The sequence below is a fragment of the Streptomyces sp. NPDC002144 genome (assembly GCF_053593695.1).
Genome location: NZ_JBSFDB010000013.1, coordinates 24,328 through 48,856, shown reverse-complemented (window position 1 = coordinate 48,856; position 24,529 = coordinate 24,328). Strand labels below are relative to the sequence as shown.

Here is a 24,529-nt window from a genome sequence, read left to right as displayed (position 1 = left end):
GAATATCACCATGCTCCTCCCGTTCATCGTGCTCATCGGGGCCATGTTCCTCATGACCCGCTCGGCCAAGCGCAAGCAGCAGCAGGCCGCGAACATGCGCAACGAGATGCAGCCCGGCAGCGGCGTCCGCACGATCGGGGGAATGTACGCGACGGTCAAGGAGGTCAACGAGGACACGGTCCTCCTCGACGCCGGTCCCGGTGTCGAGCTCCTCTTCGCGAAGAACGCCATCGGTTCCGTGCTCAGCGACGACGAGTACAACCGCATCGTGCACGGCATCGAGCACGACCTCAAGTCCGACTCCGACGTCGTCCCGGACGACGCCTCCTCCCTCACCGAGACCGACGACTCCGCCGACGAAGCTGCCGCCGCCTCCGACGACAAGTCCGTCGACCTCGGCAAGAAGGACGCGCCCGAGGAACCGGCCGACGAGCCCGTCGCCGCCGAGGCGAAGCCGGACGAGGAGCCGAAGAAGACCGACGGCGACTCCGAGTCGAAGTAGCCACGTCCCAAGGGCGCGTGGCCGACCTCCCGCGCCCCGGGACGTGTGCGTCTCGCACACGGGGATCCCGACACCATGTCATGGCCGCCACCACGCCGACCGGGCGCGGGGCGGCCCGAGAGGGAGTACGAGAAGGTGGCAGCACCTAAAAAGGGCCGGAGCGCGAGCGCCCAGAGCAAGCCAGGACGCTCGCTGGCCCTCATCCTGATCGCCATCGTGGGACTCACCGGAGCGATGTTCGCCTCCGGCAACACCACTCCACGTCTCGGTATCGACCTTGCCGGTGGCACGAGCATCACGCTTCAGGCGCAGAACGAGCCGGGTCAGCCCAACGCGATCAACAAGACCAACATGGACACCGCGGTCGCCATCATGAACCGCCGTGTGAACGGTCTGGGCGTGTCCGAGACGGAGGTCCAGACCCAGGGCACGAGCAACATCATCGTCAACATCCCCAGGGGCACGAACTCCGAGGAAGCGCGCCAGCAGGTCGGCACCACCGCCAAGCTGTACTTCCGCCCGGTGCTCGCCACCGAGGTGTCCGGCGGCGCCGCCACGGCCAGCCCGTCGCCGAGCGCCTCCAGCAGCCCCTCGGGCAAGGCGACCGGCAAGCCGAAGGCGACCTCGTCGTCCTCCGCGAGCCCCTCCGCGACCGCCACCTCGCAGGGGCGCGCCGTGACCGACGCGCTGAAGGCGGACTCGACACCGAGTGCCACCGGCTCGTCCGGCGCGAAGGCGTCGTCCAGCCCCTCCCCGTCGGCGAGCGGCAGCTCCGCCGCCAGTGACGCGGCCGCCAAGCTGCAGGCGCAGTACGCCGCCCTCGACTGCACCAAGAAGACGGCTCAGACCACCGCCGGCAAGAGCGCCAAGGCCACCGACCCCACCGTCGCCTGCGGCAAGAACTCCGGCGGCCAGTGGCAGAAGTACGTCCTTGGTCCCGCCGCGGTCGACGGCACGGACGTCAAGAAGGCCCAGGCCGTCTTCAACACCCAGTCCGCCGCAGGCTGGACCGTCACCATGGAGTTCACCTCCAAGGGCGCCAAGAAGTTCGGCGACATCACCGGTCAGCTGGCCAAGAACCAGTCCCCGCAGAACCAGTTCGCGATCGTCCTCGACGGCAACGTCGTCTCCGACCCGCGCGTCTCGGAGGCACTGACCGGCGGCAACGCGGAGATCACCGGCAGCTTCACCCAGCAGGAGGCCCAGGGCCTCGCCAACATGCTGTCCTACGGCGCGCTCCCGCTCTCCTTCAAGGAGCAGAGCGTGACCACCGTGACCGCCGCGCTCGGCGGTGAGCAGTTGCACGCCGGTCTGATCGCGGGTGCGATCGGCCTCGGCCTGGTGGTCATCTACCTGCTGGCCTTCTACCGCGGTCTGTCGGTCGTCGCGATCCCCTCGCTGCTGGTGTCCGCGATCCTCACCTACGTGATCATGTCGCTGCTGGGCCCCACGATCCACTTCGCGCTGAACCTCCCGGCCGTCTGTGGCGCGATCGTCGCGATCGGCATCACCGCGGACTCGTTCATCGTGTTCTTCGAACGAATCCGGGACGAGATCCGCGAAGGCCGCTCCCTGCGCCCCGCCGTCGAACGCGCCTGGCCGCGCGCCCGGCGCACCATCCTGGTCTCCGACTTCGTCTCGTTCCTGGCCGCAGCGGTGCTGTTCATCGTGACCGTCGGCAAGGTCCAGGGCTTCGCGTTCACGCTCGGTCTGACCACCGTGCTCGACGTGGTCGTCGTCTTCCTCTTCACCAAGCCGTTGATGACCATCCTGGCCCGCCACAAGTTCTTCTCGGGCGGCCACAAGTGGTCGGGGCTCGACCCGAAGGGCCTGGGCGCCAAGGCGCCCCTGCGCCGCACCCGCCGTCCCTCCGGCCCCGTCGCCGGTCCTGTCGACCCGAAGGGAGCGTGAGCGATGTCGAAACTCGGCAACCTCGGCGCCCGACTCCACCGCGGCGAGATCAGCTACGACTTCGTCGGCAAGCGCAAGATCTGGTACGGCGTCTCGATCCTGATCACCATCACGGCCATCGTCGGCCTGGCGGTGCGCGGCCTGAACATGGGCATCGACTTCCGGGGCGGCGCCGTCTTCACCACCGAGAAGACCAGCATCTCGGTGGCCCAGGCCGAGACCTACGCGTCCAAGGCCGCAGGCCACGACGCGGTGGTGCAGAAGCTCGGCACCGGCGGCCTTCGCATCCAGATCGCCGGGATGGACACCGCGAAGTCGGACGCGACCAAGGCCGAGCTGGCCAAGGACATGAACATGTCTCCCGACTCCATCGCTGCCGACCTGGTCGGCCCGAGCTGGGGTGAACAGATCGCCAACAAGGCCTGGGAGGGCCTCGGCATCTTCATGGTCCTCGTGGTGATCTATCTGGCGATCGCCTTCGAGTGGCGAATGGCGGTCGCGGCCCTGGTCGCGCTGATCCACGACATCACCATCACGACCGGTATCTACGCCCTGGTCGGCTTCGAGGTCACGCCAGGCACGGTCATCGGTCTGCTGACGATCCTCGGTTACTCGCTCTACGACACGGTCGTCGTCTTCGACAGCCTCAAGGAGCAGACGAAGGACATCACCAAGCAGACCCGCTTCACCTACAGCGACATCGCCAACCACTCGATCAACGGCACCCTGGTCCGGTCGATCAACACCACGGTCGTCGCGCTGCTGCCGGTCGCGGGCCTGCTGTTCATCGGTGGCGGCTTCCTCGGCGCGGGCACGCTCAACGACATCTCGCTGTCGCTGTTCGTCGGCCTCGCTGCCGGTGCCTACTCCTCGATCTTCATCGCCACGCCGCTCGTCGCCGACCTCAAGGAGGCCGAGCCGCAGATGAAGGCCCTGAAGAAGCGCGTCCTCGCCAAGCGGGCCCAGGCCGCCGCCGAGGAGGAACTGGCCGGGGCGCGCCTCGGCCAGGACGAGCCGGAGGACGCCACCCCGGCCGTCGTCGGACCGCGCAACCAGCCCGCGTCCCGCAACCGGGGCCGCGGCCGACCCTCGGGGAAGCGCCGATGACCGACGTCAAGGAGCTGCTGCTCAGCCGTATCCGTGACGTGGCGGACTACCCGGAACCGGGCGTGACGTTCAAGGACATCACGCCGCTCCTGGCGGACCCCGCGGCGTTCACGGTGCTCACCGACGCGCTGGCCGCCATCGCGGTCAGCAGCGGGGCCACGAAGATCGTCGGCCTGGAGGCCCGCGGCTTCATCCTCGGCGCCCCGGTCGCCGTGCGGGCCGGACTCGGCTTCATCCCCGTGCGCAAGGCGGGCAAGCTCCCCGGAGCGACCCTCAGCCAGGCGTACGAGCTGGAGTACGGCTCCGCCGAGATCGAGGTGCACGCGGAGGACCTCTCCGCGGCCGACCGGGTCATGGTCGTCGACGACGTCCTCGCCACCGGCGGCACCGCCGAGGCCTCCCTCCAGCTCATCCGCCGGGCGGGTGCCGAGGTCGCGGGTCTCGCCGTCCTCATGGAGCTGGGATTCCTGGGCGGCCGGGCTCGTCTGGAGCCCGCTCTCGAAGGTGCCCCCCTGGAGGCCGTGCTCACCGTCTGAGCAAAGTTTCGCAAAACGATCCAGCCCTGAGTGCGGCGTGAATGCGCACTCGGGGCTGGATTGTTTTGTTCCCTGCTATTTATGCAATCCGCCTGATGGCGAAATCAGCAGTCCTCGATGTCATTGCTGATGATGGTGCCGGGCTCCTTGAGGTGCCCCTTCGCATCGCCCGCGGCGGTGATGCGGTGCAGGTTGTTCTCCTGGCCGTCCTTCCACCACACGCACAGGTGCTGCGTCGTGCTGCACGTGTTGTGGTAGTAGATGGTGGTCGTGGTGGTCCCGTCCGCCCAGGACCAGTTGAAGCACCCCGAGCTGCCCCGGTGCGTCGACGCGGGGGCCGCGGTCGCCGCTTGGGCGGGAAGCGCGAAAGCCGCACTCAGGCCCACTGCCAGAGCCGCAGCCGCCACAGTCTTTCCGAGAATCCTCATGCTCATCCCGTTTCTTTTTGTTCAGAGGCGGAATAGGTCAAATTCTTCCGCTTCTTGGTCGAAGTGGATCTTAGGTGGCGGCAGATGTTCGAGTCAACGGCATTAAATGGCCCTGATTTTTCCGCTCTGTGCAATTGGTGGCTTTTAGGAAAAGGCTTCCCGGATGCCGATGCGGGCCGTGGGAATCCAGGGGCGGCGGCTCGTGTTACGCGGGTAGACCGGCCTCACATCGGTCTGCAGGCGATCCTGAGACACAGGATCGCTACCATGGGTCCTCCGGAGCCTGACCGGGGGACCCGGATCGCGCACGAGGAGTCCTCTTGCCAGACGAGGCCCAGCACCTGACCGCCGCCAAGCCCGAGTCCGCCTCGGCAGCCGCGGCCAAGCCCGCGCCGAGCACATCGCACCCGACGAACGACAGCGCCGGGCCGGTCGAGCACGCCCAGTCGGCCCCCGTCGACAAGTCGGCCGATCAGTCGCGCCCCAAGCCGGCCCCGCCCGAGCAGACCCAGGCGCCCGCGGTCCGCCCCAACGCCGGCCAGCCCGCCCGCTCCGGCTCCTCCAACCGCGTCCGTGCCCGCCTCGCCCGCCTCGGCGTCCAGCGCTCCAACCCGTACAACCCGGTCCTGGAGCCGCTGCTGCGGATAGTGCGCAGCAACGACCCGAAGACCGAGACGGCCACTCTCCGCCAGATCGAGAACGCCTACCAGGTCGCCGAGCGCTGGCACCGCGGCCAGAAGCGCAAGAGCGGCGACCCGTACATCACCCACCCCCTCGCGGTGACCACGATCCTCGCCGAGCTGGGCATGGATCCGGCCACCCTGATGGCGGGCCTGCTGCACGACACCGTCGAGGACACCGAGTACGGCCTCGACCAGCTGCGCCGCGACTTCGGCGACTCGGTCGCCCTGCTCGTCGACGGCGTCACCAAGCTGGACAAGGTCAAGTTCGGCGAGGCCGCGCAGGCCGAGACCGTGCGCAAGATGGTCGTGGCCATGGCCAAGGACCCCCGCGTCCTGGTCATCAAGCTCGCCGACCGGCTGCACAACATGCGCACCATGCGCTACCTCAAGCGCGAGAAGCAGGAGAAGAAGGCGCGCGAGACCCTCGAGATCTACGCGCCGCTCGCCCACCGCCTCGGCATGAACACCATCAAGTGGGAGCTGGAGGACCTCGCCTTCGCGATCCTCTACCCCAAGATGTACGACGAGATCGTACGGCTGGTGGCCGAGCGGGCACCGAAGCGTGACGAGTACCTGGCCATAGTGACCGACGAGGTCCAGCAGGACCTGCGCGCGGCCCGCATCAAGGCGACCGTCACCGGCCGCCCGAAGCACTACTACAGCGTCTACCAGAAGATGATCGTCCGCGGCCGTGACTTCGCGGAGATCTACGATCTGGTGGGCATCCGCGTCCTCGTCGACACGGTCCGCGACTGCTATGCCGCCCTCGGCACCGTGCACGCGCGATGGAACCCGGTCCCCGGCCGGTTCAAGGACTACATCGCGATGCCCAAGTTCAACATGTACCAGTCGCTGCACACGACGGTCATCGGCCCCAACGGCAAGCCGGTCGAGCTGCAGATCCGCACCTTCGACATGCACCGCCGCGCCGAGTACGGCATCGCCGCGCACTGGAAGTACAAGCAGGAGGCCGTCGCCGGCGCCTCCAAGGTGCGTACCGACGTGCCCAAGGCCGGCAAGAAGGACGACCACCTCAACGACATGGCGTGGCTGCGCCAGCTGCTCGACTGGCAGAAGGAGACCGAGGACCCGGGCGAGTTCCTGGAGTCCCTGCGCTTCGACCTGTCCCGCAACGAGGTCTTCGTCTTCACCCCCAAGGGCGACGTCATAGCGCTCCCGGCGGGTGCCACCCCGGTGGACTTCGCCTACGCGGTCCACACGGAGGTCGGCCACCGGACGATAGGAGCGCGGGTCAACGGCAGGCTCGTACCGCTGGAGTCGACCCTCGACAACGGTGACCTGGTGGAGGTCTTCACCTCCAAGGCGGCCGGCGCCGGACCGTCTCGGGACTGGCTCGGCTTCGTCAAGTCGCCGCGCGCCCGCAACAAGATCCGGGCCTGGTTCTCCAAGGAGCGCCGCGACGAGGCCATCGAGCAGGGCAAGGACGCCATCGTCCGCGCGATGCGCAAGCAGAACCTGCCGATCCAGCGCATCCTCACCGGCGACTCGCTGGTCACCCTCGCGCACGAGATGCGCTACCCGGACATCTCCGCGCTGTACGCGGCGATCGGCGAGGGCCATGTCTCCGCGCAGAACGTCGTGCAGAAGCTGGTCTCCGCGCTCGGCGGCGAGGAGGCGGCCACCGAGGAGATCGACGAATCGGTCCCGCCGACCCGCAGTCGCCGCAAGCGGCGCTCCAGCGCGGACCCGGGCGTCATCGTCAAGGGCGTCGAGGACGTGTGGGTCAAGCTGGCCCGCTGTTGTACGCCCGTCCCCGGCGACCCGATCATCGGCTTCGTCACCCGGGGTAGTGGCGTATCGGTTCACCGCAGCGACTGTGTGAACGTGGAGTCACTGTCCCGGGAGCCGGAGCGCATCCTCGACGTCGAGTGGGCGCCCACCCAGTCCTCGGTCTTCCTGGTCGCCATCCAGGTCGAGGCGCTGGACCGCTCCCGGCTGCTGTCGGACGTCACCCGTGTCCTGTCCGACCAGCACGTCAACATCCTCTCCGCGGCCGTCCAGACCTCCCGCGACCGCGTCGCCACCTCCCGCTTCACCTTCGAGATGGGCGACCCGAAGCACCTGGGGCACGTCCTGAAGGCCGTACGGGGCGTCGAGGGCGTCTACGACGTCTACCGGGTGACCTCGGCCCGCCGGTCGTAACCCGCAGGGCACACGACGAAGGGGCCCCGCACCGGCCGGTGCGGGGCCCCTCTCGGTGCCGTCGGGCGGGGATCAGCCGCCGAACTCCTGCAGACCCTTCAGGGCCTGGTCCAGCAGGGCCTGGCGGCCCTCCAGCTCGCGCTGGAGCTTGTCGGCCTTGGCGGTGTTGCCCTGGGCGCGCGCCTGCTCGATCTGGCCCTTGAGCTTGTCCACGGCGGCCTGGAGCTGGCCGGTCAGCCCCTCGGCGCGCGCGCGTGCCTCCGGGTTGGTGCGGCGCCACTCGGCCTCCTCGGCCTCCTGGATGGCCCGCTCCACCGCGTGCATCCGGCCCTCGACCTTGGGGCGCGCGTCGCGCGGGACGTGGCCGATGGCCTCCCAGCGCTCGTTGACCGAGCGGAAGGCGGCCCGGGCTGCCTTCAGATCGGTCACCGGGAGGATCTTCTCGGCCTCCTCGGCCAGCTCCTCCTTGAGCTTCAGGTTCTCGGACTGCTCGGCGTCCCGCTCCGCGAAGACCGAGCTGCGGGCGGCGAAGAACACGTCCTGGGCGCCGCGGAAGCGGTTCCACAGGTCGTCCTCGTGCTCGCGCTGGGCGCGGCCCGCGGCCTTCCACTCCGTCATCAGCTCGCGGTAGCGCGCGGCCGTCGGACCCCAGTCCGTCGAACCGGACAGCGCCTCGGCCTCGGAGACCAGCCGCTCCTTGGCCTTGCGGGCCTCCTCGCGCTGCGCGTCCAGCGACGCGAAGTGCGCCTTGCGGCGCTTGGAGAAGGCCGAGCGGGCGTGCGAGAAGCGGTGCCACAGCTCGTCGTCCGACTTGCGGTCCAGCCGCGGCAGACCCTTCCAGGTGTCCACCAGCGCCCGCAGCCGCTCGCCCGCCGCCCGCCACTGGTCGGACTGCGCCAGCTGCTCCGCCTCGCTGACCAGCGCCTCCTTGGCGTGCCGGGCCTCGTCCGACTGCTTGGCGCGCTGCTGCTTGCGCTCCTCGCGCCGCGCCTCGACCGTCTCGACCAGCTTGTCCAGCCGCTGCCGCAGGGCGTCCAGGTCGCCGACCGCGTGATGCGCGTCGACCTGCTCACGGATGTGGTCGATCGCCGTCTGCGCGTCCTTCGCGGACAGGTCGGTGGTCTTCACTCGCTTCTCGAGGAGGCCGATCTCCACAACCAGGCCCTCGTACTTGCGCTCGAAATAGGCCAGCGCCTCCTCGGGGGAGCCTGCCTGCCAGGAACCGACGACCTGCTCGCCGTCGGCCGTACGCACGTACACGGTCCCCGTCTCGTCGACGCGGCCCCACGGGTCGCTGCTCACAGCGCCTCCTCCACATGATGCCTGCGGAGGGCTTCAGCACCCCCGGGCATCGTCCACAGTTTCGTCACGGCCAACATAGGCGACCGGCGGGTTGCCTGTCCGCATCCCGCGCGACCGAAATTTCGCACCTCGGGGTCGGAATACGGTCCCGACGCGATCAGGATTTGGTGACCGTTGCCTTGTTGATCACGACGGTCGCGTTGGGCGCCCCGTCACCCTGGCCCGTGCTCTCGCCGGCGGCCGCGATCTTCTTCAGAACCTTCAGGCCCGAGGCTGAAATCGTACCGAAAGGCGTGTAGCTCGGGGGAAGCTGACTGTCCTGGTAGACGAGGAAGAACTGGCTGCCGCCGGTGTGCTTCTGGCCGGTGTTCGCCATCGCGACCGTGCCCGCCGGGTAGACCCCGCCCTTCAGGCTTTTGTCCTTGAGGTTCTCGTCCGGGATCGTGTAGCCGGGACCGCCGCTGCCGCTGCCCGTCGGGTCGCCGCACTGCAGCACGTAGATGCCGTTGGTGGTGAGCCGGTGGCACTTGGTGTGGTCGAAGAAGCCCTTCGACGCGAGGAAGTCGAACGAGTTCACGGTGTGGGGGGCCGCCGACGTCTTCAGCGCGATGTCGATGTCACCGCACGTCGTGGCGAGCTTCATGGTGTACTTCGCCGACGTGTCGATGGTCGTCGCCGGCTCCTTCTTCCAGCTCAGCTTCTTCACCGAGCCCGCGGCCGGCTTCGCGCACGGGTCCGGGGCCTTGCTGGTCGGAGCAGCGCTCGGGGTGGTCTCCGAGCTGGCGTTCGCCTTCTTGTCGTCCTTCAGGACCCCGGTCGTGTAGATCGCGACGCTGCCTATCAGGATCACGCCGAGCACCGACGCGATCACCGAGTTGCGCATGCGCGCCTTGCGCCGCGCCTCCGTGCGCCGCTGCTGCTGCCGCAAGAACTTCTCCCGCGCGAGCTGCCGCTTCCGCTGTTCCTGGGTGACCACGGGGTTTTCTCCTCATGCGTCTCGTACGCCGACTGGGACGCGTGCGTCTGGTGAGCCGAGCGCCTGCGTGTGACCCGTACCGTATATGGGTTCGCTGAGGATTCGGCAGCGCCGGTAGGCTCTGACGACAGCTGTAGCCATTCGTTGACAGCAGCTGTAGCCGCCCGTAATCGACACCACGAAGGACGATCGTGCTCATTGCCGGGTTCCCCGCCGGGGCCTGGGGGACGAACTGTTATCTCGTCGCCCCGGCCGCCGGTGAGGAGTGCGTGATCATCGACCCCGGCCACCAGGCCGCCCAAGGCGTCGAGGAAGCGCTGAAGAAGCATCGGCTCAAGCCCGTCGCCGTCGTCCTCACCCATGGCCACATCGACCATGTGGCCTCGGTCGTCCCGGTGTGCGGCGCGCACGACGTCCCCGCGTGGATCCACCCCGAGGACCGCTACATGATGGCGGACCCGGAGAAAGCGCTCGGCCGTTCCATCGGGATGCCGCTGATGGGCGAGTTGACCGTGGGGGAGCCGGACGACGTCAGGGAGCTGACCGACGGCGCGAGGCTGGCGCTCGCGGGTCTGGAGTTCTCCGTCGCGCACGCGCCCGGCCATACCAAGGGGTCGGTGACCTTCCAGATGCCCGAGACCACGGAGATCCCTTCCGTGTTCTTCTCCGGGGATCTGCTCTTCGCCGGCTCCATCGGACGCACCGACCTGCCCGGCGGTGACATGGCCGAGATGCTCGACTCGCTGGCCCGTGTGTGCCTGCCGCTCGACGACTCGACCGTGGTGCTGTCCGGCCACGGCCCCCAGACGACCATCGGCCAGGAGCGTGCCACCAACCCCTATCTGCGGCAGGTGGCCGCCGGCCCGGGAGCGGATGTCGACGCTCCCCGACGAGGAATGTGACGAGAGAGTTCCGTGAGCACCTTTCAGGCCCCCAAGGGCACGTACGACCTGATCCCGCCGCGATCCGCCAAGTTCCTGGCGGTCCGCGAGGCGATCTCGGTTCCACTGCGCAACTCCGGCTACGGCTACGTCGAGACTCCCGGCTTCGAGAACGTGGAACTCTTCGCGCGCGGTGTCGGTGAGTCCACCGACATCGTGACCAAGGAGATGTACGCCTTCGAGACCAAGGGCGGGGACAAGCTGGCCCTGCGCCCCGAAGGCACCGCGTCTGTGCTGCGTGCCGCGCTGGAGGCGAACCTGCACCGGCAGGGCAACCTTCCGGTCAAGCTGTGGTACTCGGGCTCCTACTACCGCTACGAGCAGCCGCAGGCGGGCCGTTACCGGCACTTCTCGCAGGTCGGCGCCGAGGCGATCGGTGCGGAGGACCCGGCGCTCGACGCCGAACTGATCATCCTCGCCGACCAGGCGTACCGCTCGCTCGGCCTGAGCGACTTCCGGATCCTGCTCAACAGCCTGGGCGACAAGGAGTGCCGTCCGGTGTACCGGGCCGCGCTGCAGGACTTCCTGCGGGGCCTGGACCTGGACGAGGACACCCTGCGCCGGGCCGAGATCAACCCGCTGCGCGTCCTGGACGACAAGCGGGACTCGGTGCAGAAGCAGCTGACGGGTGCGCCCCTCCTGCGCGACTACCTCTGCGACGCCTGCAAGGCGTACCACGAGGAGGTCCGCGAGCTGATCACCGCCGCGGGCGTGGCCTTCGAGGACGACCCGAAGCTGGTGCGCGGGCTGGACTACTACACCCGTACGACCTTCGAGTTCGTCCACGACGGTCTGGGCTCGCAGTCCGCGGTGGGCGGCGGCGGCCGTTACGACGGACTGTCGGAGATGATCGGCGGCCCCGCGCTGCCGTCCGTCGGCTGGGCCCTCGGCGTCGACCGCACGGTCCTGGCGCTGGAGGCCGAGGGCGTCGAGCTCGAACTCCCCTCCACCACCAGCGTGTTCGCGGTGCCGCTGGGGGAGGAGGCCCGCCGGATCCTGTTCGCCAAGGTCACCGAGCTGCGCAAGCTCGGCATCGCGGCCGACTTCTCCTACGGCGCCAAGGGGCTCAAGGGCGCCATGAAGAACGCCAACCGCAGCGGCGCCCGCTACACGATCGTCGCCGGCGAACGCGACCTCGCCGAGGGTGTCGTCCAGCTCAAGGACATGGAGTCGGGCGAGCAGACGGCGATCGGCGTGAACGAGATCGTGGCGGAACTGGAGTCACGGCTCGGCTAGGACAGCACCCTCGGCGTTCCCCCAACTCGCCGCCGTCAGGCGGCAGTTGGGGTCGCCCAGGGAGCGCCCGCGTCTCACTGCCCGAGGAGCCCGTGCCGCATGGCACTGGTGACGGCGGCCGTACGGTCGTCGACGTCCGACTTGCCGAAGATGCGCAGCAGATGGGTCTTGACCGTCGATTCGCCGATGCTGTGCTCATGTGCGGCTGTCGCCGCGCGGGGCGCTGTCCGATCTTCGTGTTCTTCGGTTGGTGGTGGTGCCTGTCATTGGTCGAGGAGGCCGTGGCGCATGGCGCTGGTGACGGCGGCTGTACGGTCGTCGACGTCCAACTTGCCGAAGATGCGCAGCAGATGGGTCTTGACCGTCGACTCGCCGATGAACAGGCGTCGGCCGATCTCCGCGTTCGTGCAGCCCTCGGCGACCAGCCGCAGTACGGACGTCTCCCGTTCCGAGAGGCGGGGGCGCTCCGGCCTGGCGCGGAGCCGGTCCACCAGGCGGGCCGCCACCGACGGAGCGAGGACCGTCTCGCCGCGAGCCGCCGCCCGTATCGCCTCCGCCAGTTCGCCGCGCGGCATGTCCTTGAGCAGATAGCCCGCCGCGCCCGCCTCGACCGCGCGCAGGATGTCCCGGTCCGTCTCGTACGTCGTCAGGACGATCACCCGGCACGGCAGATCCGCCTCGCTCATCCGCACGATCGAGTCGACGCCCCCGCCGCCGGGCATCCGCAGGTCCATCAGGACGATGTCGGGCCGCAGTTCGGCGGCCAGCGCCTCCGCCCGCGGCCCGTTCGCCGCGTCGGCGACCACCTCCAGATCCGGCTCGGCGCTGAGCATCGCCCGCAGACCCTCCCGTACGACGGGATGGTCGTCGGCGAGGACGATCCGGATCATCGAGCGCTCCTCACGGGCGAGATGGGCAGGCTGACCGTCACCGTCGTGCCGTCGCCCGGTGTGCTGCGGATCCGTGCGCTGCCGCCGACCTCGGTGGCCCGGGCGCGCAGCCCCGCGAGGCCGTAGCCGGCGCACGGGGTGCCGGGGTCGAATCCGCTGCCGTCGTCCCGCACGGAGAGGGACAGGGTGTCGTCGGCGTAGGTCAGCGCGATACCCACCACCACCGAACTCCCGGCATGCTTACGGGCGTTGGCGAGGGCCTCCTGGCAGGCGCGCAGCGCGACGACCTCGGGGCCGGCCGGCAGCGGCCGTACCGGACCGGTCACCACCAGCGTCGCCTCGTGGCGGGCGGCGAGGCGGCTGAGCGCGTCCGGCAGGGACGCGCCGTCGAGGTCGGCGGGGGCGGTCCCGGCGACCAGCGCACGGGCCTCGGCGAGGTTCTGCCGGGCGGTCTCGTCCATCAGGGCGAGGTGGCGGCGGGCCTGCGGGAGGTCGTGGTCGAGTTCGGCCTCCACGGCCTGGATCAGCATCAGCAGACTGGTGAAGCCCTGCGCGAGGGTGTCGTGGATCTCCCGGGCCATGCGCTCCCGCTCGGCCAGGGCGCCGTGGGCGGCCGACAGCCGGGAGACCTCGTGCCGGCTGGCGTCCAGCTCGGCGATCAACTCGGCCCGCTCCACACTCTGTTCGATGATGCGGATGATCCAGCTGCCGATCACGATCGAGAAGACCAGCATCATCCCGGAGAACAGGAAGTTGGAGAAGGCCTGTTCGCCGCTCGGCCGCCGCAGCAGGGCCCAGCCCACCACCGGCGCCAGGTTGATGAAGGACACGGTGACCAGGGCCCAGCGCATGCGCAGGGTCATGAAGCACTGCGGGATCAGCGCGAACGCCACCAGCCGCGTCTCGTCGACCAGGATCGCCGACGGCAGGAACAGCGCCATCGCCGCGGCCAGATAGCGCAGCGCCCGCCCCAGCTCCGGCGGATCCTCCTGGATCAGCGCCCGGCCCACCCCCACGTACAGCGGCACCAGCGGGACGAGCAGCCCGACCGCGACCAGCCGCGCGGCCCAGCTCTGCTGCGCCGCGCCCAGCACGAAGGCGACCGTGGCCACCCAGGCGAGGGCGAAGTACAGATCCCAGAGCCGGATCGAGCGGTCCCAGGCGTGCGCCTCGGGCGCGGCCCCCGGCAGGGTCATCCCGTGCGCCGGTCCTTCCAGCGGAACGTCAGCAGACACAGCACCAATCCTCCGACGCACCAGGCGGCCAGCACCAGCGCGACCTTCCCGAACTCCCAACTCCCCGCCTGTTCCAGGACCTTCGCGGAGTCCGGCAGGAACACGCCCCGCAGCCCCTGGCACAGCCACTTCAGCGGGAACAACGCACCGATGTTCAGCATCCAGTTCGGAATGGTGTCGATGGAGATGTACACCCCGGAGATGAACTGCAGCACCAGGAACGGCAGGACGACCACCGAGCTGGCGCTCTTCGCCGACCTGGGCACCGAGCTGATCGCGATGCCGAGCAGCGCGCACCCGGTCAGCCCCAGCACGAAGATCCAGGCGAAGTCGAACCAGCGGGAGGCGTCGGTGGGCAGATCGACGTCGTACAGGGTGGTGCCGACGAGCAGCAGGATCGCCGTCTCCACCACCCCCGTGAACAGCACCAGCCAGATCTTGCCGAGGAAGTAGGCGGACGGCGGCATCGGTGTCCCGCTCAGCCGGCGCAGCACCTTCTCGTCCCGTTCGACGGCGATGGAGATGCCCAGCGACTGGAAACTCGTCGACATGATGCCGGAGGCCATCATCGCGGGCACGTACAGCTGCGAGGCGCTGACCCCGGTGCCGGGCACGCCGTCGCGGAAGATCGACGCGAACAGGAACAGGAAGACGACCGGGAAGCAGAAGGAGAACACCACCTGGTCGCGCTGCCGGAAGAACTGCCTGATCTCGAGCCCGCCCCGCCGCATGCCCAGACCCCACGCCCCGGGCAACCGCTCCGCGGGCGCCTCGGTCCGGCTCCCTACGGTGGTCGTCGTCATCGCGCGTCCTCCTGTCCGGTCAGCCGGAGGTAGACGTCCTCCAGCGTGGGGCGGGTCACCCTGAGGCCCGGGATCTCGCCGTCGAAGCGGTGCGTCAGTTCGGCGACCGTACGGGTCGGGGTGTGCGTGCGCTCGGTGCGCGTGACGCCGTCCGGCTCGGTCCACTCGACGGTGGCCTCCGTGCCGTGGCGCCCCCGCAGGGCGGCCGGTTCGCCCTCGGCGACGACCCGGCCGCGCGAGACGATCGCGAGCCGGTCGGCGAGCGCCTCCGCCTCCTCCAGGTAGTGCGTGGTCAGCAGGATGGTGGTGCCTTCCTCGGCGAGCAGCCTGATCAGGTCCCAGAACTGGCGCCGGGCCGCCGGGTCGAAGCCGGTCGTCGGCTCGTCCAGAAGCAGGAGTTCGGGGTCGCCGATCACGCCCAGCGCCACGTCCAGCCGTCGGCGCTGACCGCCGGACAGCGCCTTGATCCGGCTGTCCGCCTTCGCCTCCAGACCCACCAGGCGGATGACCTCCTCCGGGTCGCGCGGCCTGGGGTAGTAGAGAGCGAAATGCCGTACGGTCTCGCGGACCGTCAACTCCGCGGGCGCCGATTCGTCCTGCCAGACGATTCCCACACGGGACCTCCACGCGCGCGTGCCGGCCTCCGGATCCGACCCGAGCACCGACACCTCGCCCCCGTCCCGGGAGCGGTTGCCCTGGAGGATCTCCACCGTCGTGCTCTTGCCCGCGCCATTGGGTCCGAGCAGGCCGAACACCTCGCCGCGCCGGATGCCGAGATCGACGCCGTCCAGCGCGGTGACGTCCCCGTACCGCTTGCGCAGCCCCCGGACATCCACCGCGAGTTCGTACGCGTGTGCTGTCATGCCGTCGAGCATCGTCCGGAACCGAACGCACGGGGACGACCGTGCGTACTTCCTTATGTCCACCGAACGGTGGACAGGGGCCCCGGTGCGGCACAATGGCCCCTGCCCGAAGAACGTCCCCCTCCCCAGCAGACGGAATCGACGTGATGAGCAAGACCACAGTCAAAGACGTCTCCACCGAGCCCGAGCCGAACAGCGCGGCCCCCGGGACGCGCACGCTCGGCGGCAGCCGCGCCTTCGCCCTGCTGCTGATCATCACCGGGGCGGCCGGCCTGCTGGCCGCGTGGGTCATCACGGTCGACAAGTTCAAGCTCCTCGAGGCCAAGGTCGAGGGCAAGACCTTCACCCCGGGCTGCAGCCTCAACCCGGTCGTCTCCTGCGGCAGCGTCATGGAGTCCAAGCAGGCCGCCGCCTTCGGGTTCCCCAACCCGATGCTCGGCCTGGTCTGCTACGGCATCGTCATCTGCGTAGGCATGAGCCTGCTGGCCCGCGCCCGCTTCCCCCGCTGGTACTGGCTGACCTTCAACTTCGGCACGCTCTTCGGCGTGGGCTTCTGCACCTGGCTGCAGTTCCAGTCCCTGTACCGGATCAACGCGCTGTGCCTGTGGTGCTCGCTGGCCTGGGTCGCCACGATCACCATGTTCTGGTACGTGACCTCCTTCAACATCCGCAACGACTTCCTGCCGACCCCCCGCTGGCTGAAGAGCTTCTTCGGCGAGTTCACCTGGGTCATGCCCGTGCTGCACATCGGCATCATCGGCATGCTGGTCCTCACGCGCTGGTGGGACTTCTGGACCAGCTGACATCGCCGGCCGCGTTGTCAGTGCCGTGATTTAGGGTTTCAGCGTGGAGCCCGACCTGTTCACCGCCGCCGCAGAAGAACGCCAGGAGAAGGATCCGGCAGGAAGCCCCCTGGCGGTACGGATGCGCCCGCGCACCCTCGACGAGGTGGTGGGCCAGCAGCACCTGCTCAAGCCCGGCTCACCCCTGCGCCGCCTGGTCGGCGAGGGCGCGGGCGGCCCGGCCGGACCGTCTTCGGTGATCCTCTGGGGCCCGCCCGGCACCGGCAAGACAACGCTCGCCTACGTTGTCTCCAAGGCGACCAACAAGCGCTTCGTCGAGTTGTCGGCGATCACCGCGGGTGTCAAGGAGGTCCGCGCGGTCATCGACGGCGCCCGCCGCGCCACCGGCGGATACGGCAAGGAGACCGTCCTCTTCCTGGACGAGATCCACCGCTTCAGCAAGGCCCAGCAGGACTCCCTGCTCCCCGCGGTCGAGAACCGCTGGGTCACCCTGATCGCGGCCACCACCGAGAACCCGTACTTCTCGGTGATCTCCCCGCTGCTGTCCCGCTCCCTGCTCCTCACCCTCGAACCGCTCACCGACGACGACATCCGGGGCCTGCTCAAGCGGGCGCTCGGCGACGAGCGGGGCCTGAAGGACGTCGTCACCCTTCCCGAGGACACCGAGGACTACCTCCTGCGCATCGCCGGCGGCGACGCCCGCCGCGCCCTGACCGCCCTGGAGGCCGCCGCGGGGGCCGCCCTGGACAAGGGCGAGACGGAGATCGCGCTGACGACCCTGGAGGAGGTCGTCGACCGGGCGGCCGTCAAGTACGACCGCGACGGCGACCAGCACTACGACGTCGCCAGCGCCCTCATCAAGTCCATCAGGGGCTCGGACGTCGACGCCGCCCTGCACTATCTGGCCCGCATGATCGAGGCGGGCGAGGACCCCCGGTTCATCGCCCGCCGCCTGATGATCTCCGCGAGCGAGGACATCGGCCTGGCCGACCCGAACGCGCTGCCGATCGCGGTCGCCGCCGCCCAGGCCGTCGCCATGATCGGCTTCCCCGAGGCCGCCCTCACCCTCAGCCACGCCACCATCGCCCTCGCCCTGGCCCCGAAGTCCAACGCCGCGACCACCGCGATCGGCGCCGCCCTGGACGACGTACGCAAGGGGCTGGCGGGCCAGGTGCCGCCGCACCTGCGCGACGGGCACTACAAGGGCGCCGCCAAGCTCGGGCACGCGCAGGGGTACGTCTATCCCCATGACCTGCCCGAGGGCATCGCCGAGCAGCAGTACGCCCCGGACACCGTCAAGGACCGCGAGTACTACACCCCGACCCGGCACGGAGCCGAGGCGCGGTACGCGGACGCCGTCGAGTGGACCAGGAAGCACCTCGGTCGGAGGCGGTCCTGAGCACCCTGTAGAATTCCTCGGAGTGCCGAGTCCCGCGCAGTCAGAGCGGGACAGCCGGCCGGAACCCCCAGCGGGTTCCAGGAGCGTCGCGCACCGTCGAAGGTGTCGCGGGCAGCCCACCACCACTCGTCGCAGGACGGGACCGGTCGGTGGGCCACTCGCGTGCTGCACGTATGTGCCCAGACCAGGGGAGCGGCTGCCCACCCGGTCCGGTAACGGACCAGGCGGGATTCCCCGGCTGCGGATGCGACCTCCCCTAACCCTGACAAGCCGAATATCAGAAAGAAGAAAGAGACAGTGGCGAACCAGTCCCGCCCCAAGGTCAAGAAGTCGCGTGCCCTCGGTATCGCGCTGACCCCGAAGGCCGTCAAGTACTTCGAGGCCCGCCCCTACCCGCCGGGTGAGCACGGCCGTGGCCGCAAGCAGAACTCGGACTACAAGGTCCGTCTGCTGGAGAAGCAGCGTCTGCGCGCGCAGTACGACATCTCCGAGCGCCAGCTGGTCCGTGCCTACGAGCGTGCCTCCAAGGTGCAGGGCAAGACCGGTGAGGCCCTGATCGTGGAGCTCGAGCGCCGTCTCGACGCCCTGGTGCTGCGTTCGGGCATCGCCCGCACGATCTACCAGGCCCGTCAGATGGTCGTTCACGGCCACATCGAGGTCAACGGCCAGAAGGTCGACAAGCCGTCGTTCCGTGTCCGTCCCGACGACGTCGTGATGGTCCGCGAGCGCAGCCGCGAGAAGACCCTCTTCCAGATCGCCCGTGAGGGTGGCTTCGCCCCCGACGGCGAGACCCCGCGCTACCTGCAGGTGAACCTCAAGGCCCTGGCGTTCCGCCTGGACCGCGAGCCCAACCGCAAGGAAGTTCCGGTCATCTGCGACGAGCAGCTCGTCGTCGAGTACTACGCCCGCTGATCACCGGCAGGCCGTAGCACCACCTCAGCCCGCCGTCTTCCCGCCCTTGTGGGCGCGGGAGGCGGCGGGCTGTTGCGTCGGCGCGCTCGCCGTCGTGTGCCGCACCGGTCCGCGCGGGGCGGGCAGGGTGGCCAGCGGCCGCTCCAGCGCCCGGGACACCGCCGCCTCCCGCACCAGCCGCGCTCCTTCGCGTACGCACTCCTCGTACCGCTCGTCGCCCAGCCGCTCCCGGGCCGTCGCCTCGCACAGCTCGTGCGGGGCGTTGTAGTACGCCGAGCCGAACAGCGGCAGGCCCACCGACCGCCACATCCGGCCCGCCGCCCCCTGCAGCACCGCCGCCTCCGCGGCGTCGCCCTCCGCCGCCGTGACCAGCGCCAGCAGCTCCACCGCCAGCACCGAGCCGAGCAGGTCGTGGAAGGCGTGGGCGCTGCCCAGACACTCGGTCAGCAGGGCGCGGGCCCGCGCGAGGTCACCGTCGGCCCAGGCGGCGTACGCCAGGACGAACAGCGCGTAGGAGCGGGTCCACCGCTCGCCGTGGTCCTCGCACACCCGGCGCACGTCCTCGCACAACCGCACCGCGTCCGGCAGATCGCCCTGGAAGGCGCGGGTCATCGCCAGCTCGACCTGGCCCATCAGCACGTTGCTGTTGAGCTCGCCGATCTCGTGGTAGCGGTCGAGCGCCGAGCGCAGCAGCGTCTCCGCGCGGGCCATGTCGTCCGTGACCAGGGCCAGACAGCCGGTGCGGTGCTCGGCGTAGGCCACCGCCGTGGGGTCGCCGGAGCGCTCCGCCTCCTCACGGCACTCCTGGAGCGCGGCCAGCGCGGACACCGTGTCGCCCTGCAGGATCGCCACATAGCCGAGCACCCACAGCGCCTTCAGCCGGGACTGGTCGTGGCCCGAATCCAGCCGGACGACCTGCTCCAGCCATTGCCGGCCCTCCGACAGCCGACCGCAGCCCGCCCAGCAGAACCACAGCGAGCCCGCGAGGTACTGGCCCAGATGCGCCTCCTCCGGCTCGCTCAGGCAGTGTTCCAGCGCGCGCCGCAGATTGGGCAGCTCCGCCTCCACCCGCGCGGCCACCTCGGCCTGGCGCGGCGAGAACCAGTCCAGCTCGCACCAGGTCGCCAGCCCCAGGTACCAGTCCCGGTGCCGCCGCCGCAGCCGGGCCGCGTCCCCGGTCGCCTCCAGCCACTCGGCGCCGTACGCCCGGACGGTGTCGAGCATCCGGTAGCGCACCCCGGCCGGCGTCTCCTCGCGTGCGAGCACCGACTGGGCGAGCAGCTCGGTCAGGACGTCGAGGACGTCGTCGGCGTCCAGACCGTGCCCCGCGCACACGTACTCGGCGGCCTCCAGGTCGAAGCGTCCGGCGAACACCGACAGCCGCGCCCAGAGCAACCGCTCCCGGGGTGTGCACAGTTCATGGCTCCAGCCGATCGCCAGCCGCAGCGTCCGATGCCGGGGGAGTGCGTCCCGGCCGGCGCCGGTCAGCAGCCGGAACCCGTCGTCGAGCCGCTCCAGCAACCGCCCCGGGGACAGTGCCCGCAGCCGCCCCGCCGCCAGCTCGACCGCCAGCGGGATGCCGTCGAGGCGCCGGCACAGCGCGCGTACGTCCTGATCGTCCGTGACCCGCACGCCGTGCAGGGCGGCACGCTCGGTGAGCAGCTCCACCGCCTCGTCCTCGCCGAGCGGCTCCAGCGGGAACACCTGCTCTCCCGCCACGGCCAGCGGCCGGCGCCCCACCGCGAGGACCCTGAGCCCCGGCACCTCGCGCAGCAACTCGCCCACCAGCTCGGCACACGCCTCCACCAGATGCTCGAACCCGTCGAGAACCAGGAGGAGTTGGCGCTCGGCGAGATGCGCGAGCAGCGTCTCGCGCGGCAGCCGTGTCGTGTGATCCGTCAGGCCCAGCGCCTCCACGACCGCGTGGTCGACGAACTCCGGATCGCGCACCGGCGCCAGCTCCGCCCGCCACCCCCCGTCGCGCGGCGCGCACCGCGCCGCGGCCCGGGCCGCCAGCCGCGACTTGCCGACTCCGCCGGCACCGGTCACCGTCACCAGACGCGCGGAGTCGAGCGCCCGCGCGAGCCCGGCGAGTTCGGCCGAGCGCCCCACGAACGCGTCGAGTTCCAGGGGCAGATTGCCGAGGACCGGGCTGTCGCCGCACTGATGATCCCGCATGGAATACGGAGCGTACTGAGTCGTGTTCATTCCGTACAATCGCCGAGCGCAACTCGGCAGCGCGCCCGTCGGAATCCGGTACGGAGCGCCGCGCCCGGCGCGATAGGCTCGGTCCACTGCTTTTCCAATGGTTCCGATGTTCAGAGCAAGTTCAGGGAGCGGGTGCGCGTGGTGTCCGGTGGTGAGGTGGCCGGGATCCTGGTGGCCGTGTTCTGGGCGATCCTGGTCTCCTTCCTCGCCGTGGCGCTGGCGAGGCTGGCCCAGACGCTCAGGGCGACCACCAAGCTGGTGGCGGACGTGACCGACCAGGCCGTCCCCCTGCTGGCCGACGCCTCCGCGGCGGTGCGCTCCGCGCAGACCCAGATCGACCGGGTCGACGCGATCGCCACCGACGTCCAGGAGGTCACCTCCAACGCCTCCGCCCTGTCCACCACCGTCGCCTCCACCTTCGGCGGCCCCCTGGTCAAGGTCGCCGCCTTCGGCTACGGCGTCCGCCGGGCCCTGGGTGCCCGCCGCGAGGACGTGCCCGCCAAGGAGTCCCGGCGTACCGTGATCGTGGGCCGGACCGTGCCGGCGTCGCGGCGGGGCAAGCGGAAGAAGGACTGAGACCTAGCGATGTTCCGCCGTACGTTCTGGTTCAGCACGGGCGTCGCCGCCGGTGTGTGGGCCACCACCAAGGTCAACCGCAAGCTGAAGCAGCTGACCCCCGAGAACCTCGCGGTCGGCGCGGCCAACAAGGCGCTCGAGGCCGGTCACCGCATCAAGGACCGCGCGGTCGGCTTCGCGCTGGACGTCCGCGACAACATGGCCCGGCGGGAGGAGGAGCTGGGCGAGGCCCTCGGCATCAACGCGGCCCCCGAGATCCCCGCGCCCCGGCGGTACGCCGCCATCGAGAACCGCAACAACCCGAAGTACGTCGACGGTTCGACGTACCAGACGTACTCGAACAACTCGTACAACTCGTACAACCGGAATGAGGACCACTGATGGAGTCGGCCGAGATTCGCCGCCGCTGGCTGAGCTTCTTCGAGGAGCGCGGGCACACCGTCGTCCCTTCGGCGTCGCTCATCGCGGACGACCCGACTCTGCTCCTCGTCCCGGCCGGCATGGTGCCCTTCAAGCCCTACTTCCTGGGTGAGGTCAAGCCGCCCTTCGACCGCGCCACCAGCGTCCAGAAGTGCGTGCGCACGCCGGACATCGAGGAGGTCGGCAAGACCACCCGGCACGGCACCTTCTTCCAGATGTGCGGCAACTTCTCCTTCGGCGACTACTTCAAGGAAGGCGCCATCAAGTACGCCTGGGAGCTGCTCACCACGCCCCAGGACAAGGGCGGTTACGGCCTGGAGCCCGACCGTCTGTGGATCACCGTCTACAAGGACGACGACGAGGCCGAGCGCATCTGGCACGAGGTCGTCGGGGTGCCGAAGGAGCGCATCCAGCGCCTCGGCATGAAGGACAACTACTGGTCCATGGGCGTCCCCGGGCCCTGCGGCCCCTGTTCCGAGATCAACTACGACCGCGGCCCCGAGTTCGGCGTCGAGGGCGGCCCCGCCGTCAACGACGAGCGGTACGTGGAGATCTGGAACCTCGTCTTCATGCAGTACGAGCGCGGCGAGGGCATCGGCAAGGACAACTTCGAGATCCTCGGCGAGCTCCCCAGCAAGAACATCGACACGGGCCTCGGCCTGGAGCGACTCGCGATGATTCTGCAGGGCGTGCAGAACATGTACGAGATCGACACCTCCATGGCCGTCATCAAGAAGGCCACCGAGCTGACCGGTGTCGCATACGGCGACGCCCACGCCTCGGACGTCTCCCTGCGCGTGGTCACCGACCACATGCGCACGTCCGTGATGCTCATCGGCGACGGCGTCACCCCGGGCAACGAGGGCCGCGGCTACGTCCTGCGCCGCATCATGCGCCGCGCCATCCGCAACATGCGCCTGCTGGGCGCCACCGGCCCGGTCGTGCTCGACCTGATCGACACCGTGATCGGCATGATGGGCCAGCAGTACCCGGAGCTGGTCACCGACCGCGAGCGCATCGAGAAGGTCGCCGTCGCCGAGGAGAACGCCTTCCTCAAGACGCTGAAGGCCGGCACCAACATCCTCGACACCGCCGTCACCGAGACCAAGCAGGCCGGTGGCACCGTCCTCGCCGGTGACAAGGCGTTCCTGCTCCACGACACCTGGGGCTTCCCGATCGACCTCACCCTGGAGATGGCCGCCGAACAGGGCCTCTCCGTGGACGAGGACGGCTTCCGCCGCCTGATGAAGGAGCAGCGGGAGCGCGCCAAGGCCGACGCCCAGGCCAAGAAGACCGGCCACGCCGGCGCGGGCGCCTACCGGGAGATCGCCGACAAGGTCGGCGAGACCGACTTCATCGGCTACAGCGACACCGAGGGCGAGTCCACGATCGTCGGCATCCTCGTGGACGGCGCCTCCTCCCCGGCCGCCACCGAGGGCGACGAGGTCGAGATCGTCCTCGACCGCACCCCCTTCTACGCCGAGGGCGGCGGCCAGATCGGCGACACCGGCCGCATCAAGGTCGACACCGGTGCCGTCATCGAGGTCCGCGACTGCCAGAAGCCGGTCCCGGGCGTCTACGTCCACAAGGGTGTCGTCCAGGTCGGCGAGGTCACGGTCGGCGCGAAGGCCCACGCCTCCATCGACGCCCGCCGCCGCACGGCCATCGCCCGCGCCCACTCGGCCACCCACCTCACCCACCAGGCGCTGCGTGACGCGCTCGGCCCGACGGCCGCCCAGGCCGGTTCCGAGAACCAGCCCGGCCGCTTCCGCTTCGACTTCGGCTCGCCCTCCGCCGTCCCGACGGCCGTGATGACCGACGTCGAGCAGAAGATCAACGAGGTCCTCGCCCGCGACCTCGACGTCCGCGCCGACATCATGGGCATCGACGAGGCCAAGAAGCAGGGCGCCATCGCCGAGTTCGGCGAGAAGTACGGCGAGCGGGTCCGCGTGGTGACCATCGGCGACTTCTCCAAGGAGCTGTGCGGCGGCACGCACGTCCACAACACCTCCCAGCTGGGCCTGGTGAAGCTGCTCGGCGAGTCGTCGATCGGTTCCGGTGTCCGCCGCATCGAGGCCCTGGTCGGCGTCGACGCCTACAACTTCCTCGCCCGCGAGCACACGGTCGTCGCCCAGCTCCAGGAGCTGATCAAGGGCCGTCCCGAGGAGCTTCCGGAGAAGGTCTCCGCCATGCTCGGCAAGCTGAAGGACGCCGAGAAGGAGATCGAGAAGTTCCGCGCCGAGAAGGTGCTCCAGGCCGCCGCCGGTCTCGCCGGGTCCGCCAAGGACATCCGCGGCATCGCCGTCGTCACGGGGCAGGTCCCGGACGGTACGACCCCCGACGACCTGCGCAAGCTGGTCCTCGACGTCCGCGGCCGCATCCAGGGCGGACGGGCCGCCGTGGTGGCCCTCTTCACCGTGAACAACGGCAAGCCGCTCACGGTCATCGCCACCAACGAACCCGCCCGCGAGCGGGGTCTGAAGGCCGGTGACCTGGTGCGCACCGCCGCCAAGACCCTCGGCGGCGGCGGTGGCGGCAAGCCGGACGTCGCCCAGGGCGGCGGCCAGAACCCGGCCGCCATCGGCGAGGCCGTCGACGCGGTCGAGCGGCTGGTCACGGACACGGCGAAGTGACC

21 protein-coding genes and 1 pseudogene are annotated in these 24,529 nt (G+C 69.8%); 13 read left to right on the top strand and 9 right to left on the bottom strand.

Annotation, left to right across the window (positions count from 1 at the left end; translation table 11 throughout):
• Nucleotides 1–10 precede the first annotated feature (10 nt).
• The 4 genes from yajC to ACWCQ1_RS20795 all read left to right on the top strand — a co-directional run bounded on the left by yajC (nt 11) and on the right by ACWCQ1_RS20795 (nt 4,056).
• Complete coding sequence (yajC, locus tag ACWCQ1_RS20810) at nt 11–502, top strand: preprotein translocase subunit YajC (RefSeq protein WP_244373546.1); 492 nt, start codon at nt 11–13, stop codon at nt 500–502.
• 135 nt (nt 503–637) lie between these two features.
• Nucleotides 638–2,413 carry a protein translocase subunit SecD gene (secD, locus tag ACWCQ1_RS20805; protein WP_133044887.1) on the top strand — a complete coding sequence of 592 codons (1,776 nt, stop codon included), beginning with the start codon at nt 638–640 and terminating at the stop codon, nt 2,411–2,413.
• Nucleotides 2,414–2,416: 3 nt separating this feature from the next.
• Nucleotides 2,417–3,520: a protein translocase subunit SecF gene (gene secF, locus ACWCQ1_RS20800; protein ID WP_133044886.1), complete on the top strand. Its 1,104-nt coding sequence runs from the start codon at nt 2,417–2,419 to the stop codon at nt 3,518–3,520.
• Entirely contained in the window at nt 3,517–4,056 is a 540-nt protein-coding gene (locus tag ACWCQ1_RS20795) for an adenine phosphoribosyltransferase (RefSeq protein WP_133044885.1), read from the top strand. The genes secF and ACWCQ1_RS20795 overlap by 4 nt, the downstream gene beginning before the upstream one ends.
• Before the next feature lie 104 nt (nt 4,057–4,160).
• Here the strand turns inward: ACWCQ1_RS20795 and ACWCQ1_RS20790 are convergent, their stop codons facing one another.
• Entirely contained in the window at nt 4,161–4,484 is a 324-nt protein-coding gene (locus tag ACWCQ1_RS20790) for a hypothetical protein (protein ID WP_133044884.1), read from the bottom strand.
• 320 nt (nt 4,485–4,804) lie between these two features.
• Here ACWCQ1_RS20790 and ACWCQ1_RS20785 point away from each other — a divergent pair, with 320 nt between their 5' ends.
• On the top strand, nt 4,805–7,330 hold the full coding sequence (locus ACWCQ1_RS20785) for a RelA/SpoT family protein (protein ID WP_358602988.1): 2,526 nt from the start codon (nt 4,805–4,807) through the stop codon (nt 7,328–7,330).
• 72 nt (nt 7,331–7,402) lie between these two features.
• Here ACWCQ1_RS20785 and ACWCQ1_RS20780 read toward each other — a convergent pair whose 3' ends face one another.
• Both ACWCQ1_RS20780 and ACWCQ1_RS20775 read right to left on the bottom strand, forming a co-directional pair.
• Entirely contained in the window at nt 7,403–8,632 is a 1,230-nt protein-coding gene (locus ACWCQ1_RS20780; protein WP_133044882.1) for a DUF349 domain-containing protein, read from the bottom strand.
• Between the two features lie 157 nt (nt 8,633–8,789).
• Nucleotides 8,790–9,608, bottom strand: a complete 819-nt coding sequence (locus ACWCQ1_RS20775; protein ID WP_358602986.1) for a peptidylprolyl isomerase — start codon at nt 9,606–9,608, stop codon at nt 8,790–8,792.
• Between the two features lie 191 nt (nt 9,609–9,799).
• Here ACWCQ1_RS20775 and ACWCQ1_RS20770 point away from each other — a divergent pair, with 191 nt between their 5' ends.
• The gene (locus ACWCQ1_RS20770; protein ID WP_133044880.1) at nt 9,800–10,510 is read left to right on the top strand and encodes an MBL fold metallo-hydrolase; all 711 of its coding nucleotides are present in this window, start codon (nt 9,800–9,802) and stop codon (nt 10,508–10,510) included.
• Nucleotides 10,511–10,522: 12 nt separating this feature from the next.
• Nucleotides 10,523–11,785 (top strand): histidine--tRNA ligase, encoded by a 1,263-nt coding sequence (gene hisS, locus ACWCQ1_RS20765; protein WP_358602983.1) that lies wholly within the window; start codon nt 10,523–10,525, stop codon nt 11,783–11,785.
• 74 nt (nt 11,786–11,859) lie between these two features.
• On the opposite strand, the pseudogene ACWCQ1_RS20760 reads toward hisS, so the two are convergent.
• The 5 genes and pseudogenes from ACWCQ1_RS20760 to ACWCQ1_RS20740 all read right to left on the bottom strand — a co-directional run.
• Nucleotides 11,860–11,973, bottom strand: a pseudogene (locus ACWCQ1_RS20760) (DNA-binding response regulator); the annotation flags it as partial.
• A 75-nt stretch (nt 11,974–12,048) separates the two neighbouring features.
• A complete protein-coding gene (locus ACWCQ1_RS20755) occupies nt 12,049–12,675 on the bottom strand; it encodes a response regulator transcription factor (protein WP_358602980.1) in 627 nt (208 codons plus the stop codon).
• A complete protein-coding gene (locus ACWCQ1_RS20750; RefSeq protein ID WP_358603085.1) occupies nt 12,672–13,871 on the bottom strand; it encodes a sensor histidine kinase in 1,200 nt (399 codons plus the stop codon). The genes ACWCQ1_RS20755 and ACWCQ1_RS20750 overlap by 4 nt, the downstream gene beginning before the upstream one ends.
• Nucleotides 13,868–14,713 carry an ABC transporter permease gene (locus ACWCQ1_RS20745; protein WP_133044877.1) on the bottom strand — a complete coding sequence of 282 codons (846 nt, stop codon included), beginning with the start codon at nt 14,711–14,713 and terminating at the stop codon, nt 13,868–13,870. The genes ACWCQ1_RS20750 and ACWCQ1_RS20745 overlap by 4 nt, the downstream gene beginning before the upstream one ends.
• Complete coding sequence (locus ACWCQ1_RS20740) at nt 14,710–15,576, bottom strand: ABC transporter ATP-binding protein (protein WP_133044876.1); 867 nt, start codon at nt 15,574–15,576, stop codon at nt 14,710–14,712. The genes ACWCQ1_RS20745 and ACWCQ1_RS20740 overlap by 4 nt, the downstream gene beginning before the upstream one ends.
• Before the next feature lie 146 nt (nt 15,577–15,722).
• On the opposite strand from ACWCQ1_RS20740, the gene ACWCQ1_RS20735 reads away from it, so the two are divergent.
• From ACWCQ1_RS20735 to rpsD, 3 genes are all read left to right on the top strand, one after another.
• Nucleotides 15,723–16,379 (top strand): vitamin K epoxide reductase family protein, encoded by a 657-nt coding sequence (locus ACWCQ1_RS20735; RefSeq protein WP_133044875.1) that lies wholly within the window; start codon nt 15,723–15,725, stop codon nt 16,377–16,379.
• Between the two features lie 43 nt (nt 16,380–16,422).
• Nucleotides 16,423–17,778: a replication-associated recombination protein A gene (locus tag ACWCQ1_RS20730; protein ID WP_451027074.1), complete on the top strand. Its 1,356-nt coding sequence runs from the start codon at nt 16,423–16,425 to the stop codon at nt 17,776–17,778.
• 297 nt (nt 17,779–18,075) lie between these two features.
• Nucleotides 18,076–18,690: a 30S ribosomal protein S4 gene (gene rpsD, locus ACWCQ1_RS20725; RefSeq protein ID WP_208781099.1), complete on the top strand. Its 615-nt coding sequence runs from the start codon at nt 18,076–18,078 to the stop codon at nt 18,688–18,690.
• A gap of 24 nt (nt 18,691–18,714) precedes the next feature.
• Here the strand turns inward: rpsD and ACWCQ1_RS20720 are convergent, their stop codons facing one another.
• Nucleotides 18,715–20,868, bottom strand: a complete 2,154-nt coding sequence (locus ACWCQ1_RS20720) for an ATP-binding protein (protein WP_451027073.1) — start codon at nt 20,866–20,868, stop codon at nt 18,715–18,717.
• 162 nt (nt 20,869–21,030) lie between these two features.
• Here ACWCQ1_RS20720 and ACWCQ1_RS20715 point away from each other — a divergent pair, with 162 nt between their 5' ends.
• From ACWCQ1_RS20715 to alaS, 3 genes are read left to right on the top strand one after another with little or no spacing between them, the layout of a single operon-like run.
• A complete protein-coding gene (locus ACWCQ1_RS20715) occupies nt 21,031–21,474 on the top strand; it encodes a DUF948 domain-containing protein (RefSeq protein WP_133044871.1) in 444 nt (147 codons plus the stop codon).
• Between the two features lie 9 nt (nt 21,475–21,483).
• Entirely contained in the window at nt 21,484–21,855 is a 372-nt protein-coding gene (locus ACWCQ1_RS20710) for a hypothetical protein (RefSeq protein ID WP_133044870.1), read from the top strand.
• On the top strand, nt 21,855–24,527 hold the full coding sequence (alaS, locus tag ACWCQ1_RS20705; protein WP_133044869.1) for an alanine--tRNA ligase: 2,673 nt from the start codon (nt 21,855–21,857) through the stop codon (nt 24,525–24,527). The genes ACWCQ1_RS20710 and alaS overlap by 1 nt, the downstream gene beginning before the upstream one ends.
• The last annotated feature ends 2 nt before the right edge of the window (nt 24,528–24,529 follow it).